16 protein-coding genes are annotated in these 16345 nt (G+C 72.2%); 11 read left to right on the top strand and 5 right to left on the bottom strand.

What is annotated here, in order from left to right:
* Positions 1-127: 127 nt before the first annotated feature.
* The 9 genes from ACWY4P_RS08325 to ACWY4P_RS08285 all read left to right on the top strand — a co-directional run bounded on the left by ACWY4P_RS08325 (position 128) and on the right by ACWY4P_RS08285 (position 9408).
* Complete coding sequence (locus tag ACWY4P_RS08325) at positions 128-1702, top strand: ABC transporter substrate-binding protein (protein WP_456209594.1); 1575 nt, start codon at positions 128-130, stop codon at positions 1700-1702.
* A 3-nt stretch (positions 1703-1705) separates the two neighbouring features.
* Entirely contained in the window at positions 1706-2635 is a 930-nt protein-coding gene (locus ACWY4P_RS08320; protein WP_456209592.1) for an ABC transporter permease, read from the top strand.
* A 3-nt stretch (positions 2636-2638) separates the two neighbouring features.
* Positions 2639-3568: an ABC transporter permease gene (locus ACWY4P_RS08315; RefSeq protein WP_456209590.1), complete on the top strand. Its 930-nt coding sequence runs from the start codon at positions 2639-2641 to the stop codon at positions 3566-3568.
* Complete coding sequence (locus ACWY4P_RS08310; protein ID WP_456209588.1) at positions 3565-4425, top strand: ABC transporter ATP-binding protein; 861 nt, start codon at positions 3565-3567, stop codon at positions 4423-4425. Before ACWY4P_RS08315 ends, ACWY4P_RS08310 begins: the two co-directional genes overlap by 4 nt.
* On the top strand, positions 4422-5312 hold the full coding sequence (locus ACWY4P_RS08305) for an ATP-binding cassette domain-containing protein (RefSeq protein ID WP_456209587.1): 891 nt from the start codon (positions 4422-4424) through the stop codon (positions 5310-5312). Before ACWY4P_RS08310 ends, ACWY4P_RS08305 begins: the two co-directional genes overlap by 4 nt.
* Before the next feature lie 67 nt (positions 5313-5379).
* Positions 5380-6390: an aldo/keto reductase gene (locus tag ACWY4P_RS08300; protein WP_456209585.1), complete on the top strand. Its 1011-nt coding sequence runs from the start codon at positions 5380-5382 to the stop codon at positions 6388-6390.
* A gap of 150 nt (positions 6391-6540) precedes the next feature.
* Entirely contained in the window at positions 6541-7770 is a 1230-nt protein-coding gene (locus ACWY4P_RS08295) for a sialidase family protein (RefSeq protein WP_456209583.1), read from the top strand.
* A complete protein-coding gene (locus ACWY4P_RS08290) occupies positions 7763-8443 on the top strand; it encodes an SDR family NAD(P)-dependent oxidoreductase (protein ID WP_456209581.1) in 681 nt (226 codons plus the stop codon). Before ACWY4P_RS08295 ends, ACWY4P_RS08290 begins: the two co-directional genes overlap by 8 nt.
* Positions 8444-8598: 155 nt before the next feature.
* A complete protein-coding gene (locus ACWY4P_RS08285; RefSeq protein WP_456209580.1) occupies positions 8599-9408 on the top strand; it encodes an endonuclease I family protein in 810 nt (269 codons plus the stop codon).
* A gap of 46 nt (positions 9409-9454) precedes the next feature.
* Here the strand turns inward: ACWY4P_RS08285 and ACWY4P_RS08280 are convergent, their stop codons facing one another.
* The gene (locus ACWY4P_RS08280; RefSeq protein WP_456209578.1) at positions 9455-10105 is read right to left on the bottom strand and encodes a ScbR family autoregulator-binding transcription factor; all 651 of its coding nucleotides are present in this window, start codon (positions 10103-10105) and stop codon (positions 9455-9457) included.
* Between the two features lie 111 nt (positions 10106-10216).
* Between ACWY4P_RS08280 and ACWY4P_RS08275 the strand changes: the two genes are divergently transcribed.
* Together ACWY4P_RS08275 and ACWY4P_RS08270 are read left to right on the top strand one after the other, a co-directional pair.
* Positions 10217-11215 carry a ScbA/BarX family gamma-butyrolactone biosynthesis protein gene (locus ACWY4P_RS08275; RefSeq protein WP_456209576.1) on the top strand — a complete coding sequence of 333 codons (999 nt, stop codon included), beginning with the start codon at positions 10217-10219 and terminating at the stop codon, positions 11213-11215.
* Between the two features lie 260 nt (positions 11216-11475).
* Positions 11476-12171: an HAD family hydrolase gene (locus tag ACWY4P_RS08270; protein ID WP_456209574.1), complete on the top strand. Its 696-nt coding sequence runs from the start codon at positions 11476-11478 to the stop codon at positions 12169-12171.
* Positions 12172-12178: 7 nt separating this feature from the next.
* Here ACWY4P_RS08270 and ACWY4P_RS08265 read toward each other — a convergent pair whose 3' ends face one another.
* The 4 genes from ACWY4P_RS08265 to ACWY4P_RS08250 all read right to left on the bottom strand — a co-directional run bounded on the left by ACWY4P_RS08265 (position 12179) and on the right by ACWY4P_RS08250 (position 16311).
* Positions 12179-12658, bottom strand: a complete 480-nt coding sequence (locus ACWY4P_RS08265; RefSeq protein ID WP_456209573.1) for a hypothetical protein — start codon at positions 12656-12658, stop codon at positions 12179-12181.
* Between the two features lie 102 nt (positions 12659-12760).
* Positions 12761-13756, bottom strand: a complete 996-nt coding sequence (locus ACWY4P_RS08260; protein WP_456209571.1) for an SCO0930 family lipoprotein — start codon at positions 13754-13756, stop codon at positions 12761-12763.
* 198 nt (positions 13757-13954) lie between these two features.
* Positions 13955-15469: an NADH-ubiquinone oxidoreductase-F iron-sulfur binding region domain-containing protein gene (locus ACWY4P_RS08255; protein ID WP_456209570.1), complete on the bottom strand. Its 1515-nt coding sequence runs from the start codon at positions 15467-15469 to the stop codon at positions 13955-13957.
* Positions 15457-16311, bottom strand: a complete 855-nt coding sequence (locus ACWY4P_RS08250; RefSeq protein ID WP_456209569.1) for a hypothetical protein — start codon at positions 16309-16311, stop codon at positions 15457-15459. Before ACWY4P_RS08250 ends, ACWY4P_RS08255 begins: the two co-directional genes overlap by 13 nt.
* Positions 16312-16345 lie beyond the last annotated feature (34 nt).

Genomic DNA, 16345 nt, shown 5'->3' with positions numbered 1-16345 from the left:
TGCGAGGGGTATTGCGTGAAACGCGCATTCATGCCACGGTGACCGCCGCGACACGATGACCCGCCCGGCCGCGATCCGGGCGGATCGAGCGAGCCGGTCGCTCCCCTGAAATGCCGAGAGGTCGACGATGACCCGTTTCTCATCCGGTCCGCACCCCAGTCGGCGGACCGTGCTGCGCCTGGGCGCGAGTGCCACAGCCGGCCTCGCCCTCGGCCCCCTGGCCGGGTGCGCGGGGCCCACCGGTGCCCCCGGTCCCGGCACCATCAGCCTGGGCCTGAACCGCTCCCTGGTCAGCCTCGACAACAAGCTCAACCAGTTCGACGCGGCGGTCACGGTGCAGCGCGCCGTCCGTCAGGGGCTCACCCGGATCGGGCGGGGCCTGAAGACCGAGCTGGTGCTCGCCGACCGCTTCGAGATGACCGAGCCCACCCGCTGGACGGTGCGGCTACGGGCCGGAGTCCGGTACTCCGACGGCACCCCGGTCACGGTCAAGGACGTGGCCACCGCCCTGAAGATGTACGCGGGCGTCAACGGATCCTTCCTGATCGGCCTGTTCCCCGAGCTGCCCGTCGTCGAGCCGGTGAACGAGCGCACCTTCCATCTGCGCACCGAGCACCCGGTGCCGATCCTCGACCAGCTGATGGCCAACATCCTGATCAGCCCCGCCGCCAAGAACCGTCCCGAGGAGCTGTCCGGCGGGGTGGGCTCCGGCCCGTACGTCGTCACCTCGGCGAACTCCGGCACCGGCGAGTACTCCCTGACCGCCAACCGCAACTACTGGGGACGGCGCCCCGCCATCGAGAAGGTGCGGGTGCGCTTCGTCCCCGAGGAGTCCAGCCGCGTCGTCGCGGTGCGCAGCGGCGAACTCGACGTGATCGACACCATCACCCCCGACTCCGCGGAGCAGCTGCGCGGCCTGCCCGGCGTGCGGCTCGACCGCACCACGGGCACCCGGGTCAACCAGCTGTTCTTCAACTTCCGCAAGCCCCGGGGACATCCGCTGGCCGACCCCCGGGTGCGCGAGGCGCTCAGCTACGCCATCGACGGCGAGGCCCTGGTGCGCGATGTGCTCACCGGCTCCGCCCAGCAGGCCGAGGGCGTGGTCCCGCTGGCCCTGCGGGGCGCGGTGCGCACCGGGTCCTATGTCCACGACCCCGGCAAGGCCCGCAAACGGCTGGCCGCGCTGGGCGCCGACAACCTCAAGGTGAAGATCATCTGGGAGTCGGGCGAGTTTCCCGGGGACACCTCGGTGATGGAGGCCGTGCTGGAGATGTTGCGGGCCGTCGGCGTCCGCGCCTCGCTGCAGCAGTTCCAGCCGGGCGGCGACATCCTGCAGTGGCGGCAGGGCCGCCGCGGCGACTGGGACGTCCTCGGCAACGGCTACTCCGTCCCCACCGGCTACGCCAGCACCAGCCTCCAGGGCATGTACGCGGGCACCCCCGAGAAGGAGAAGACCCGGGACACCTACCAGGGCTATGTCTTCCCCGAGATCGCGGCCCGGCTGGCCGACGCCTCCTCCGAGAGCGACGAAGAGACCCGGAACAAGAAGCTCGCCGCGGTCCAGAAGGAGATCTGGGACACCCGCCCCTGCCTGTGGGCCTTCATCCCCAATGTGGTGCTGGCCCGCCGCACCCGCGTACAGGACGTGCGGCTCCTACAGGTGAACTCCTATGACCTCGCCGCCGTGCGCCTGGAGGGCTGACCCATGATCCGCTATCTCCTCCGCCGCCTGGGCCAGAGCGTCCTGACCATCTTCCTCACCCTCTCCACCGTCTTCGTGCTGGTGCGCATGGCACCCGGCGACCCCGCCGCGGCCCTGGCCGGCCCCAACCCGACCAGCGAGGACCTGGCGCGGATCCGTGAACAGTTCGGCCTGAACGACAGCCTGCTCACGCAGTACGGGGTCTTCCTGCGCGACCTGTTCACCGGCGACCTCGGCACCAGCTACTCCTTCCACGCCCCCGCCTTCGACGTGGTGCTCGACCGCGTCCCGTACACCATCACCCTCTCCGTCGCCGCGATCGCGCTCACCACGCTCGTCGCCGTACCGCTCGGCGTGTGGATGGCCCGCCGCGCCGACACCAAGCGCGAGCTGGGCGCCAACGTCCTCACCATCGCCGGGCAGTCCATGCCGGACTTCTGGATCGGCGTCATGCTGCTGACCGTCTTCGCCGTGCTGGTGCCGGTGCTCCCCGCCTCCGGGTTCACCACCTGGGGCGGCCTGATCCTGCCGACCGTCACCGTGGCGGTCCTCCAGATGGCGCTGATATCCCGGCTGGTCCGCCGCGAGATGGTCGCGGCCCTCGCCTCCCCGTACATCACCGTCGCCCGCTCCCGCGGCGTCTCCGAACGCGCGCTGACCTGGCGCTACGCCCTGGGTAACTCCGCCATCCCGGTGCTGACCGCGCTCGGCACCCGATTCGCCGCGATGCTCAACGGCGTCGTGGTGGTCGAGGTGGTCTTCGGCTGGCCCGGCGTCGGCTCCCTCGTCGTCCGCGCCCTGGAGACCCGCGACTACCCGCTCATCCAGGCCACCGTCCTGGTCACCGCCGCCCTGGCGGTCTTCGTCCAACTCCTCATCGACCTGGCCTACCCGCTGCTCGACCCGCGGGTGCGCCTGGGAAAGGCGGCCTGAGACATGAAAGGCGCCCTCGAACCCCCGGCCCCGGCCGAGACGGCCCAGCCGCCCCGCCCGAGCGCGGTCACCGCGAAGGACCGCAGCCGCGCCACCGCCACCCGGCGCCGCCGCAGCGCGAGCCTGAAACTGTGGATCGGCGCCGTGTGCACCCTGCTGGTGGTGGTCCCCGTGGCCCTCGCCCAGGTGCTGCCGCTGGCCGGAGCCGACGACCAGGACCTCTCCGCGCGCCGGCTGCCGCCGCTGACCGACGGCCACCTCTTCGGCACCGACCAGCTCGGCCGTGACCTGCTCTCCCGGGTACTGCACGGCGGCCAGGTGTCGCTGACCGTCGGCGTGCTGGCGGTCGTCGTCTCCGGCCTCATCGGCATCGTCGCCGGCGCCGCGGCCGGATACTTCGGCCGCTGGGTCGACGCGGTCGTCTCCCGGCTGCTGGAGGCGCAGATGTCGCTGCCGCTGCTGATGATGCTGCTGCTGGTCGTCGCCCTCTTCGGCCCCTCCGTCACCGTCATCACCTGCGTGATCGCGGTCGCCCAGTGGCCCGAGGTGGCCCGGCTCACCCGGTCGCTGGTCCTGGTCGAGCGGGAGAAGCCGTACGTGGCCGCCGCCCGGGTGCTCGGACTGCGCCAGATCGCCATCCTGGCCCGCCACGTCATCCCCAACATCGTCCGCCAGGCGTCCCTGGTCGTCCTCCTGCTGCTCGCCCAGGCGGTGCTGCTGGAGAGCGCGCTGAGTTACCTCGGCGCCGGGCCCCAGCGGCCGTTCGCCACCTGGGGGCGGATCATCTCCGACGGCCAGGACTACATCACCACCTCCTGGTGGCTGGTGACCCTGCCCGGACTGGTCATCGTGCTCCTGGTGGTCGGGGTCAACCTGCTGGGCGACGGTCTGCGCGACCGCACCCGCCGACGCGCCACGGAGGTGTCCTCATGAGCGAGACCAGCGAGACGGCCCCCCTGCTGGAGGTCGAGGACCTACAGATCGAGCTGATCACCGACAGCGGCGTGGTCCGCGCCGTCGACGGGGTCGGCTTCACCATCGCCCCGGGCGAGACGGTCACGCTCATCGGCGAGTCCGGCTCCGGCAAGTCGACCACCGCCATGGGCCTGCTGCGCCTGCTGCCCGAGGGGCTGGCCGTACTCTCCGGCACCGCCCGCGTGCTCGGCTGCGACATCATCGCCGACCCCAAGGCCATCCGGCGGATCCGCGGCCGCGGCGTCTCCCTCATCCCGCAGGACCCGATGACCGCGCTCAGCCCCGTGCACACCATCGGCCACCAGCTGGGCGAGGCGCTGCGGCTGCGCCACCCCGAACTGTCCAAGGCCGAGGCGCGCACCCGCGGCATCGAACTCCTCGGCCGGGTGCGGATCCCGCACCCCGAGACCCGCTGGGGCGCCTACCCGCACCAGTTCTCCGGTGGCATGCTCCAGCGTGTCCTCATCGCCATCGCCCTGGCCGCCGAGCCGAAACTGCTGGTCGCCGACGAGCCGACCTCGGCCCTGGACGTCACCGTCCAGGCCGGCGTCCTGGACCTGCTCATGGAGTTGCAGGAGCGCACCGGCATCGGCATCCTGATGATCACCCACGACCTGGGCGTGGCCCGGCTGGTGTCCGACCGCATCCACGTCATGCGCGACGGCCGGTTCGTGGAGTCCGGCCCGGTCGAGCGGATCGTGGACCACCCCGCCGAGCCGTACACCCGCGGCCTGCTCGCCGCCGTCCCCACCCTGGGCCCCTGGGACGAGAGCGCCCCCAAGGCCCCCGCCGCCGCACCCCGGGAGGCGCTGTGACCACACCCCTGCTGGCCGTCGAGGACCTCGTCGTCGAATACCCCGTCCACGGCGGGAAGTTCCGCGCCGTGGACGGCGTCGGCTTCACCGTCGAGCGCGGCGGGTCGCTCGCCATCGTCGGCGAGTCCGGCTGCGGCAAGTCCACCATCGCCCGCTCCCTCGTCCGGCTGCTGCGCCCCACGGCCGGCCGCATCCTGCTCGACGGCACCGACATCGCCACCCTCCCGGAGCGGCGGCTGCGCCCGCTGCGCCGCCGGGTGCAGATGGTCTTCCAGGACCCCTACGGCTCCCTGGACCCCCATCTGACGGCCGAGGAGACCGTGGCCGAGCCGCTGCGGCTGGCCGGTGTCACCTCCAAGGCCGAGCGCGCCCGCCGGGCCGCGGAGCTGATCGACCAGGTGGGGCTGCCCGCCAGCGCCCTCCACCGGCGCCCCGGCGAGTTCTCCGGAGGGCAGCGGCAGCGGATCGGCATCGCCCGCGCCCTGGCCAGCGACCCCGAGCTGCTGGTCTGCGACGAGGCCACCTCCGCGCTGGACGTCTCCGTCCAGGCGCAGGTGCTCAAGCTGCTGCGCGATCTACAGACCGAGCGGCAGCTCGCCTACATCGTCATCTCGCACAACCTCGGAGTGGTCCGCGAGATCAGCTCCGAGGTCGTGGTGATGCGCGGCGGGCGGGTCGTCGAGTCCGGCCCCACGGAGACGGTCCTCGCCGCGCCCGCCGAGCCGTACACCAGGGCGCTGCGCCGCGCCGCCCTCGACCCGACGACGATGCGGGGGCGCAAGCCGCGCGCCCTGGTCTCCGCGATCGCCACCGCGGCCGCGGCGTCACCCGACCCGGCGAGGTCGCCCGACCCCGCGATGTCGCCGGACCCCGCCACCCCGTCCTGATCCGCCATCCCGTCACGCCCCGGCGCGCCATGCGCGCCGGGGCGCCGGCCGAAGGAGCCACCCCCTGATGACCCACCCCGACACCACCTCCCGGACCTCGCCCGGCGCGGTGCGGCTGCCCGGCGTGCCGGTGCCGCTCTCGCGCCTGGTGCTGGGCACCATGACCTTCGGCGACACGGTCGACCGCGCCGGGGCCGCCGCGATGCTGGACGCGGCGCTCGACGCCGGGGTGACCGGTGTGGACACCGCCAACGCCTACGCCGGCGGGGTCACGGAGACGATCCTCGCCGAGCTGCTGCCCGGCCGCCGGGACCGGATCGTGCTGGCCACCAAGGCCGGAATGCCGCACCCCGACCACGGCGACCACTCCCCGCTGTCCGCGCGCGGGCTGCGGGCGGCTCTCGAAGGCAGCCTGCGGCGCCTGAACACCGACCACGTCGACCTCTTCTATCTGCACCAGCCCGACCGGTCGGCCCCGCTCGAGGAGACCCTCGGCACCGTCGCCGAGTTCGTCGCCGAGGGCAAGGTCCTGGCGCTGGGCGTGTCCAACTACGCGGCCTGGCAGATCGCGGAGGTCGGCCACACCGCGGAGCGGGTGGGCGCGCCGCGGCCGGTGGTCGCCCAGCAGCTGTACAACCTGCTGGCCCGGCGGGTGGAGGAGGAGTATCTGGAGTACGCGGCCACCAGCGGGGTGCGCACCATGGTCTACAACCCGCTCGGTGGCGGACTGCTGACCGGTCGCCATGTCTTCGAGGAGACGCCCGAGTCGGGGCGGTTCGGCGACTCCCGGCTGGCCGAGATGTACCGGCAACGGTACTGGGACCCCCGGCTCTTCGAGGCCGTCCAGGACCTGGCCCGGATCGCCGAGGGCGCGGGCCTCGGACTCGTCGAGCTGTCGCTGCGGTGGCTGCTCGGCCGGGACGGGGTGGACGCGCTGCTGCTCGGCGGGTCGCGCGTCGAGCACCTGCGGGCCAATGTGGCGGCGGCCGAGGCGGGCCCGCTGCCGGCCGACGTGGTCGCGGCCTGCGACGAGGTCGGGACCCGGCTGCGGGGGCCGATGCCCGCGTACAACCGCTGAGTTGCGCCCCCCTTTCTTTATGAGGCTCGGTTCTCCCCCAGCTACCGCTGGGAGGTGCCCCCGCCAGGGCGCCTCAGCCCCTTCGGCTCACTCGCCCTCGCGCCACCCGACACCCCCGCCCACACCCGCACCATCGAAGGAGCCCGCGGCATGACCGCCGATCACGACACCACTCCAGCGCAGGCCGCCGAGGCGCTGCGGACCGACGGGCGGGTGCGCTCGCGCCCGGACGACCCGGCGCGCGCCGAGGCGTTCCTGCCCGCCCCCGCCGTGCAGAACCACGCCGCCAACCTGGCCGTCCTGCCCGGGGGCGACCTGGGGTGCGTGTGGTTCGGCGGTACGCAGGAGGGTGTCGCCGACATCTGTGTGTGGTTCTCCCGGCTCGCCCCGGGCTCGGACACCTGGACCGACCCGGTGCGACTCTCCGACGACCCGGCGCGCTCGGAGCAGAACCCCGTGCTCTTCGCCGCTCCGACCGGCGAGCTGTGGCTGCTGCACACCGCTCAGCAGGCGGGCAATCAGGACACCGCCGAGGTGCGGCTGCGTACCTCGCCGGACGGGGGCGCCACCTGGGGGCCGGCGCGCACCCTGTTCCCGGCCACCGCGGCGGGTGGTGTCTTCGTACGTCAGCCCCCGGTCGTCCTGGACGACGGCCGGTGGCTGCTGCCGGTGTTCCACTGCGTGGCCACCCCGGGCATCCCATGGGTGGGCGACCACGACACCAGCGCGGTGATGATCAGCGATGACCAGGGGCGGACCTGGCGGGAGCGGCCGGTGCCCGGGTCCACCGGATGTGTGCACATGAACATCCACCCGCTGCCCGACGGCACCCTGCTCGCCCTGTTCCGCAGCCGGTGGGCGGACGCGGTGTACCGCTCGCACTCCCGCGACGGGGGCGAGAGCTGGAGCGAGCCGGTGCCGACGGAGCTGCCCAACAACAACTCCTCCATCCAGTACGTCCCGCTCGCCGACGGACGGCTCGCGCTGGTCTACAACCACAGCAGCGCCGCGGACGCGGTCGCGCGCCGGGTGTCGCTCTACGACGAGATCGACGACGACGGCCAGGCGGGCGAGTCCCCGGCCGCCACCGCCGCGCCCGCGGTGGCCGACGGCGGCAAGACCGCCTTCTGGGGCGCGCCACGGGCCCCGATGACCCTCGCCCTCTCGTCCGACGGCGGCCACACCTGGCCGCACCGCCGGGATCTCGACACCGGCGACGGGCATTGCCTGACCAACAACTCGCGCGACCGCCTCAACCGCGAGCTGTCCTACCCCTCCGTGACGCAGACACCGGACGGCGCGCTGCACATCGCGTACACCTACCACCGCCGGGCCATCAAGTACGTGCGGGTGGCGCCGGATTGGGCGGGCGATGTCTGAGCCCCGCCACGCGGTGGTCACCGGCGCCAGCTCCGGCATCGGCGCCGCCATCGCCGCCCGGCTGCTGGAGGAGGGGTGGCGGATCACCGGGATCAGCCGTACGGAGCCGGTGTCCGCCGAGCGGATGCGCTGGATCCCGGTCGATCTGGCCGCCCCGGAGGTGCTGCGGGACGCGCTCGCCCCGGTGGCCGGGGTGGACGCGATCGTGCACGCGGCGGGTGTCCAGCGCTCCGCCCGGCTCGGTGGGCTGTCGGCGGCCGACGGGGACCTGATGTGGCGGGTGCATGTGCAGGCGGCCGAGGTCCTGGTCGACACCTTGGTGGACCGGATCGCGGACGGGGGGCGGGTGGTGCTCGTGGGCAGCCGCACCATGACCGGTGTGCCGGGCAAGAGCCAGTACGCGGCCACCAAGGCGGCGCTGGCGGCCATGGCCCGGTCCTGGGCCGCGGAGCTGGCGCCCCGCGCGATCACGGTGAACGTGGTGGCCCCCGGCCCCACGGACACCCCGATGCTGCGGGACCCCGGCCGCAGCGCGACCCCTCCGGTCGTGCCGCCGCTGGGCAGGCTCGTACGCCCCGAGGAGGTCGCCGGGCTGACGTCGTTTCTGCTCGGCCCGGAGGGCGGCTCGACCACCGGTCAGACGCTGGTGATGTGCGGGGGCGCGTCGCTGTAACCCCCGGGGGGAGAGAGGGGCGGAGCCCTTCCCCCAGCGGGCTTTGGTCATGACCCTGTCACAAAACCTCTCCCTGCCGTTCACCTTTGGGAGATCGGCTCTCTGACACGCTTTCGGCGATCGAACGTGAATCGGGGAGAGGACCGCCTGTGCACATGACCCGTGTGACCCGCTGGAAATCCCTGGCCCTGCTGGTCTGCGCGGTGGCTGTGACCGCCACCGCGCAGACCCCCGCCACCGCCGGCACCGCGCTCGCCGACACGGCGCGAGCCGGTGGCTACGACGACACGTACTACAAGGACGCGATCGGCAAGACGGGGCAGCCGCTCAAGGACGCGCTGTACAAGATCATCAGCACCAACACCAAGATCTCGTACAGCCAGGTGTGGGACGCCCTCAAGAACACCGATGAGGACCCGCGCAACTCCGCCAACGTCATCCTGCTCTACTCCGGCCGGTCGCAGAGCAAGAGTTCCAACGGCGGCAACGCCAACGACTGGAACCGGGAACACGTCTGGGCCAAGTCGCACGGCGACTTCGGCACCGCGACCGGTCCGGGCACCGATCTGCACCATCTGCGCCCCGAGGACGTGTCGGTCAACAGTACACGTGGGAACAAGGACTTCGACGAGGGCGGTTCCCAGGTGTCCGAGGCACCCGGCAACTACACCGACGCCGACTCCTTCGAGCCCCGCGACGCCGTCAAGGGCGATGTGGCCCGCATGATCTTCTACATGGCGGTGCGCTACGAGGGCGGCGACGGCTTCGCCGACCTCGAGGTCAACGACAAGGCGGGCAACGGCAGCCAGCCTTATCTGGGGCGGCTGTCCGTCCTGCGCAAGTGGAACGCCGAGGACCCGCCGGACACCTTCGAGCAGCGGCGCAACCAGGTGATATACGACGACTACCAGCACAACCGGAACCCGTTCGTCGACCACCCCGAGTGGGTCGACGAGATCTGGTAGCCCCGAGGCCGCAGGGCCCGCCCACAGCTCCGCCCCGGCCCCGTTCTCAGCCCTGCCGGGCCATCGGGAACAGCTTCGCGGCGATGGGGCGGGTCTGAAGCGAAGGCAGCAGAAGCGCCCAGAGATCGGCGAGATGGTCCTCGATGGACCGGCGCCGGTCCAGGGCCTCGGAGACGGTGTGCACGCCGAAGAAGGCACAGACGACGGTCCGGGCGGCGCGCTCGGGGTCGATGTGCGGGGCGAGGTCGCCCTCGGCGTGCGCCCGCTCCAGCATCGCGGTCACGGCGTCGATCCAGCCGACGAAGGGCGGCGGGAGCGGCGCCGCGATCAGCGTGCGCTCCGTCCACAGCCGCGCCCCCGCCCGTACGACGATGTCGTCGCGGAAGGCGCGGGCCACCGCGAAGCTCAGCCGCACCAACTGCTCCAGGGCCGGGGCGCCGGTGGCGGTGTCGGCGGCGGTGTCGGTGCCGGTGTTGGCGTGCCGCTCGATCAGCGGTGGCCAGGTGGCGAAGTGTCCCTCGACGACGGCGAGCGCGAGTTTCTCCTTGCTCGCGTAGTGGAAGTAGATGGCGCCGCTGGTATGGCCGGACCGGGCGGCGATATCGCTGATGCTGGTGCCGGCGTAGCCCCGTTCGTCGAAGAGGGAAGCCGCCGCTTCCAGGAGGGATCGGCGTGTCTGCTCGGCCCGCTCTTGCACGTGGTGTCCGTCCTCGTTCCGTCGCGTGCGGTGCGTTGTCGGGGTGAACTTAGCGGACTTGTCGCATGTCATGGAGGCGAAGACCCACAGGTCCACGATTACTAGTATTTTATGGCGATCATTGGTGAGGTGCGTGGCTTTCCGGAGCCGCCGGAGCCCTCGAAGGGTCGGCGGGGTCAGCGGCGCCCCCGGCGCCCGCAGGCCCCGGAGCCGTGGGAGCTCGTGGCGCGGCGGCTGAGCTGGTCCCGCACCGTGGCGCGCGAGGCGGTGCACCGCGCCTCGGTCGCCGAAGTGCTGCTCACCGACGTGCGCGCGCTGGGTGGCGACCGGTTCGTGGCCGCGGTGCAGTGGCCCCGCTCCCACCCCACGTTCCCGCATGGCCAAGACGGCCGCCACCACCCCCTGATGGTCGCCGAGACCCTGCGCCAGCTGGGCATCTATCTGCCCTCCCGGCACTTCGCCACCCCCGCCGGGGCGCACTTCGTGATCAGGGACCTCTCCTTCGCGCTCGACCCGGCCGCCGAGCCGCGGGCCGAACACGGGGCCACGGACGTGGTCTGCCGCGCCGCGGTGACCGACGTACGCACCACGCCCTGCGGCCGGTTCGTCTCCGGCCTGCGGCTCGACATCGGACTTCTCGCGGACGGGGTGCACTTCGCGCGGGCCGGCGGCACCGCGCGCTTCCTCGCCCCGGAGGCGTATGAGACGGCCCGCCGCGCGGCGCCGGGGCCGGCCGAGCGGCCGCGGTCCTCTGTCCTCGCGCGGCCCTCGCCGCGGTCCGTGGCCGTGCCGGCGGCGCGCGACGTCCTGGTGGTGCGGGAGGCGGGCACCCTGCGCCTGGACCCGGCGGACCCCCGCCACCCCTTCTTCTTCGACCACTGGAGCGACCACGTGCCGGGCCTGGTGCTGCTGGAAGCCGCCCGCCAGGCCGTGGCGTTGGCGACGGAGGGTGTTCACACCCGCCCCGTCGGCTGCCGGCTCCGCGCCCTTCGGTTCACCGAATTCGCCCCGCCCGCCCGGGTGGAGTGTGTCCCGCACGGCAGGACCTGTGTCTTCCGGCTGAGGCAGGCGGGGGAGTGGACCGCGGCCGGCGTGCTCCAGTACCTCTGAGCGACGAACAAAACGCCGACACATAGTAATTTCTTGCTTACTGCGGGTCATCAAACTACCGTAGTGATCGTTATCTTTCGGGCAGGCGACTCTCCGCCTGTACGGCTTCCCGCATCGCGCACGCGATCAGACGCTCGCGCGTCGGACGGCAGCGGTTGGCGCTCTCGCGCCTGAGCCGCCAGGAACCTCACTGCGCTGCTCTTCCGCAGGTACAGGCACCCCCTGCGCCGATTCGTCCACTCCCATGGAACGGCAGGCAGATGACAGCCAACACGCTTCTCGCTTGGACCCCCGCCGCCATCGTCTTCGACTGCGACGGCACCCTCATGGACTCCGAACGCCACTGGGAAAAGGCGCGCGAAGTGGTGCTCAGCCGCCACGGCAGCGCCCCTGACCGGGAGTTCGCGCAAGCCACCAAGGGCCTCCACTACACCGAGTGCGGCCGCATGCTGGCCGAGTACGCCGGGGCCCCCGCCCTCGCCGGGCAGATGACCGGGCAACTCCTCGCGAGCTTCCGCCAACTGGTGGCCGACGACCCGGTCACCATGCCGGGCGCCACCGAACTCGTCCGCAAAGCCGCGGCGTTCGCCCCGCTGGCCGTCGCGAGCAACTGCCCGCGCGACGTGGTCGAGGCCGGGCTGTCCCGCGCGGGGCTGCTGCGGTACTTCGGCCATGTGCTCGTCCCGGAGGGGGAGGTGCGCCCCAAGCCGTATCCGGACGTCTATCTGGAGGCCGCCCGGCTGTGCGGTGCGGCCCCTGGCGACGCCCTGGCGGTGGAGGACTCCCCCTGCGGCTTTCTGTCCGCGTCCCGGGCCGGGCTCAGAGTCCTGGCGGTGGGCCCGCGCAAACCCCTGCAAGACGCCGACGACGCCGACGAAACTCCACCGGTGGATCTCTGGGTCGCCAGCCTCGCCGACCCCGACCTGGTCAAGTGGGTGGACAGCCGCAGACCCTGACCCGAGGTCAGTGGTGCTGGGCGTGCTCGGTGTGCTCGGTGTGGCCCTTCCCGGGCTCCATCTCCATGCCCGCGTGGGAGGTCCCGGTCTCGATGGTGCCGCCGAGCTTGACGCGCAGCGGCTTCAGGGAGTCCTCCGACGGGGCCGTCACCGACCAGCGGTAGCCCACCAGATAGGTGCCGCCGTAGTCCTTGGACACCGACAGCCAGTCGCGCTTTCCCTTGTCGGTGGCGAAGGTGACCAGGGTGTACTGAGCCTTGCCGGCCTTGCACGCCGCCTGGCGCAGCTCATCGGCGTCGGTGACGACGTTCGCCTTGCAGCCGATGGCATGGGCGATCTTCGTCAGCGACGCGGGTCCGGCGGCCTTGGCGGCGGACGGGGAGGCCTTCTTCTGCGCGTGGCTCGCGTGGCCCTGCCCCTCGCTCCCGGCGCAGCCGCTCACCAGCAGCACCGCGCAGAGCGCGGTGGCGCGCAGTACGTGTGACACGTCAACCTCCCGATGGTGGTCCGGCGGGGTGGCCCGGTGCCCTCATGGCCTCGGGCCCCCCGCTCGGTGGACCGCTGCTTCGTACGGACCGCTGCCTGTGTATCACTCCGAGGCGGCCACGCCGGCCTTCTTCGCCTTGTCGGTGACCGCGAACCACAGCCCCTGCTTGCCCTGTCCGTTGGTGTCGCCGGGCTTGGTGTCCCCGGTGAACGTGTACAGCAGCCAGCAGTCGAAGGCCAGCTGCTTGGAACCGTCAGGCCTGGTGAAGGTGGTGAGCTTCTTGGGGTCGACCCCGGCGACCTTGCTGGTGTCGACGGGCTTGACGGGCTTCCAGGTCTCCAGGCAGGCGTTCAGGCAGCCGGTCTTCATCGGCCAGGCGCTGTCCTTGTCGAACCGGTAGACGGTCATGCCCTGCCCGTCCACGACGATCTTACCGAGCTTGGCGTTGCTGTTGACCGAGAGCTGGAGGCTGTCGTCCTGGGCGGCCTTCTTCCCGGCCGGCTTGCCGTCGGGCGCCAGCGCGTTCCAGGTGCCGCCCACGCCATGGCCCTTGGTGTCCCCGGCCTTGGTGTCCCCGGCGAAGCGGTACACCGGCCAGTCGCCCAGCGTCAGCTGCTTGGTGCCGTCGGCGCGGGTGACCGAGCCGAGCTCCTTCTGGTCGATCCCGGTGCTGACGGTGGCGTCGCTCGCGGGCACCGGCGGCCACTTGGTGGCGCAGGCGTCGTTGCAGCTGGACTTGGGGGAGGCGCCGGCGGTGTCCTCGTCGAACCGGTAGAGCGTCCAGCCCTTGCTGTCGGTGACGACCGAGCCCAGCTTGGGGACGTCCCGCACGGACAGCTGCTTGGCCGGGCCGGTCAGCGCGTCCTTGCCGGACTGCGAGGCGGCGTCGCCGCTGTCGCCCCCGGCCTCGTTCCCGGTGCCGGCGCTGGTGCCGTAGCCCGACGACCCGGGGGTGGCGCCGACGCCCACGGTCTGGGTGCCGCCGATGGGCTGGACGTTGGCGCTGCCCGCGGACTTGTTCTCGCTCTGGCCGCACGCCGCGGTCAACAGGACCATCGCGACGGAGGCTCCGGCGAACGCGATCTGCCGCTTCTTCATGCCCACTCCTTCAAGCTTGCGGTCCGGCGGCTGTTTTGCGCCGACGTCACTTGCATACGGAGGGGGTCTCGGCGGGCGTTCATGGGCTTCGGAATTTGTCATCAGACGCACAAAACACGGTGTTCGTTGAGCGCAAACGAATCGACGGCCGTTCCATGACGGCCGTCGAGAAGTGGGAGGTGGAAGATGGGCGCCGGTTTACGCCTCCATCCGCAGCGCGAGCGCGGGGCAGCGCCGCACCGCGCGGACGGCCTGCCCGCGCAGCTGGCGCGGCACACCGTACTTGGCCTGGTGCGGGTAGCCGTCGATGCCGAGCTCGATCACCTCGGGGAGGATGTCCGCGCACAGCCCATGGCCCTGGCACAGCGTCCAGTCCACGAGGAGCTGCTCCGAGGCGTCCCGGTCGTCCCGCCGGGCGGCGGAGGGGCCGGGGGGCAGGGCCAGCGGCCCGGAGGGGGCGCCGTCGGTCAGCGGCAGTACCCCGAGCGTGGGGCGGCCGCACCCGGCGCCGAGCGCGTGTTCCCGGAACTCGTCCGGAAACGCGTCCAGCGCGGTGGTCACAAAGCCGGCCGTGCCATCGGGGTGGCTACAGGCGCCACGGCGCTTCACCGACTGGATGTACCCGTTCACATTGTCCAACGCCGCCTGGCCACCGCCCTGTTCGACCTGGTCGATGGCGTCCGCGAGCGCGGGCAGCCCGATGAAGCAGGGCCCGCACTGGTTGGCCGTCTCGCCCGCCAGCCAGCGCGCCACCCGCGCGGTCTCGCCGACCGGGCAGGTGTTCTCCGGGATCGGCAGCACCGCTCCGGCCCCGAGCCGCGCGTTGTACTTCTCCATGGACTCCCGGGAGATGTTGACCGAGGCGAGGCTGTCGGGCAGCAGCCACTTGCCGTGGTAGCCGCCCACCAGAACACCCTGGCCCGGGGTGAGGCCGCACAGCTCCAGAACGTAGCTGAGCGGCACCCCGAAGGGGGTCTCCATGACGTACTTCCCGCCCACCGTCAGCAGGGTGGTGCCGGGTTCGGTGGGCAGCCCCACCGAGCGGAACGGCAGGGCGCCCATCCGTGCGGCCACGGCGAGTTGGGCGAAGGTCTCGGTGTTGGACAGCAGGGTCGGCAGTCCGCCCAGGCCGCTGTCACTGGTGCGGATCTTGCGGCCGTTGGGGATGGCCGGGGCGCCGCTGATGCCGTTGATGACGGCGCCGCCCTCGCCGGCCACGAAGCGGTCGTCCGTCACGCTCACCTGCACCCGCGGCCCGCTCGGGCCGCGCTCGGCGATGGCGGCGCTCAGCGACTCCTCGACATCCGGCCGGTGAACGGCGATGGCCACATCGTCGGCGCCCATCGCGGTGGCGGCCAGCACGGCGCCGTCGATGACCAGATGCGGGGTGTGCAGCAGCAGCGCGGTGTCCTTGAGGCAACTGGGCTCGCCCTCGCTGCCGTTGACCACCACCGCGCAGCGGCCGTCCCGGCGGCCGGCCGACTCGATGACGGCCGTCACCTTCTTGGCGAACGGAAAACCCGCGCCGCCTCGGCCGCGCAGGTCGATGTTCTCCGCGAGAGCCACCAGCTCGTCCGCGCGCAGCGCGGGCATCGAGCCGTGGACGGTCAGGTGTCCGACGCGGTCGAGCCGGTATGTCTCATCCAGCCCGGCCAGCAGCCGGGGCGGATCGATGCAGGCCAGTCTGGGTTTGGTCGAGATCACGCGCCCCACCCGCGCGAGGCGCCGAGGGGTTCACCGTCACGGGAGGAGGCCCCGCCGGCCGTCGGGGGCGTGGACGGCACGGACCTGCGGGGCCCGCCGCCCTGGCCACCACCGATGGTGTTCATCTGGCCGGTGACAATGGCGTCGCGCTCGCTGCGCTCGGCCCGGCGGGTGGCGAGCCGGATCCACAAGGTGATGACCACGGCGGCCAGCGCCATGACATATCCGGCGGTCGCCCAGTCCTTCGCGGCGCGGCCGCTCTTCAGACCGTGGATCAGCGCGGCGCACCACGCGGGGTACGCGGCCACATGCAGCGCCCGCCACCAGCGGTACCGCCAGCGGGACTTGCCGGCGGAGGCGAAGGAGCTGCGAACCGCTCCTGTCACCGCCGCCGTGATGAACAGGTATCCAGCCAAGGTGCCAAGTCCGATCAGCACAGGTTTATTTGCGTCAGCGAACGGTACCACGATGGCCGCCGCGCTCGTGTGACTCTCCGCCACCTTCACCCACACATGGAGGACGAGAAAGAGCAGGCCGGCCACCGCGGCGCCGCGGTGGACACCCTGGGCGAGCAGCCGGTGCTTCGAGTGGAGGATCAGCCGGTCGGTGGCCGCCAGGCCCCACAGCACGGCGCTGCTCAGCGAGACCAGTGCGAGGACACCGGCCCCGAAGTCCAGGAAGGCCCAAGTTTGCGAAAACGCACCGGCGTTGCCTGCGACGATCAGCGAAAGAATGACCGCCGCGACAGCGGCGTACAGCGCGGTGTGGCGCGGCCAGCCGATGCCGGCCCGGACCGGGCGGGCTCGGCGGTCGGCTCGTCGTCCTCCGGGCCCTCCGGGTCCTTGTGGCATGGTTGATCCGCCGTGGCGAGCCCTGCGGCGCGGC

The sequence above is a fragment of the Streptomyces sp. LZ34 genome, assembly GCF_053890475.1.
Note: the sequence above shows the minus strand (reverse complement) of the source record. Positions and strands in the feature narration are given on the sequence as shown.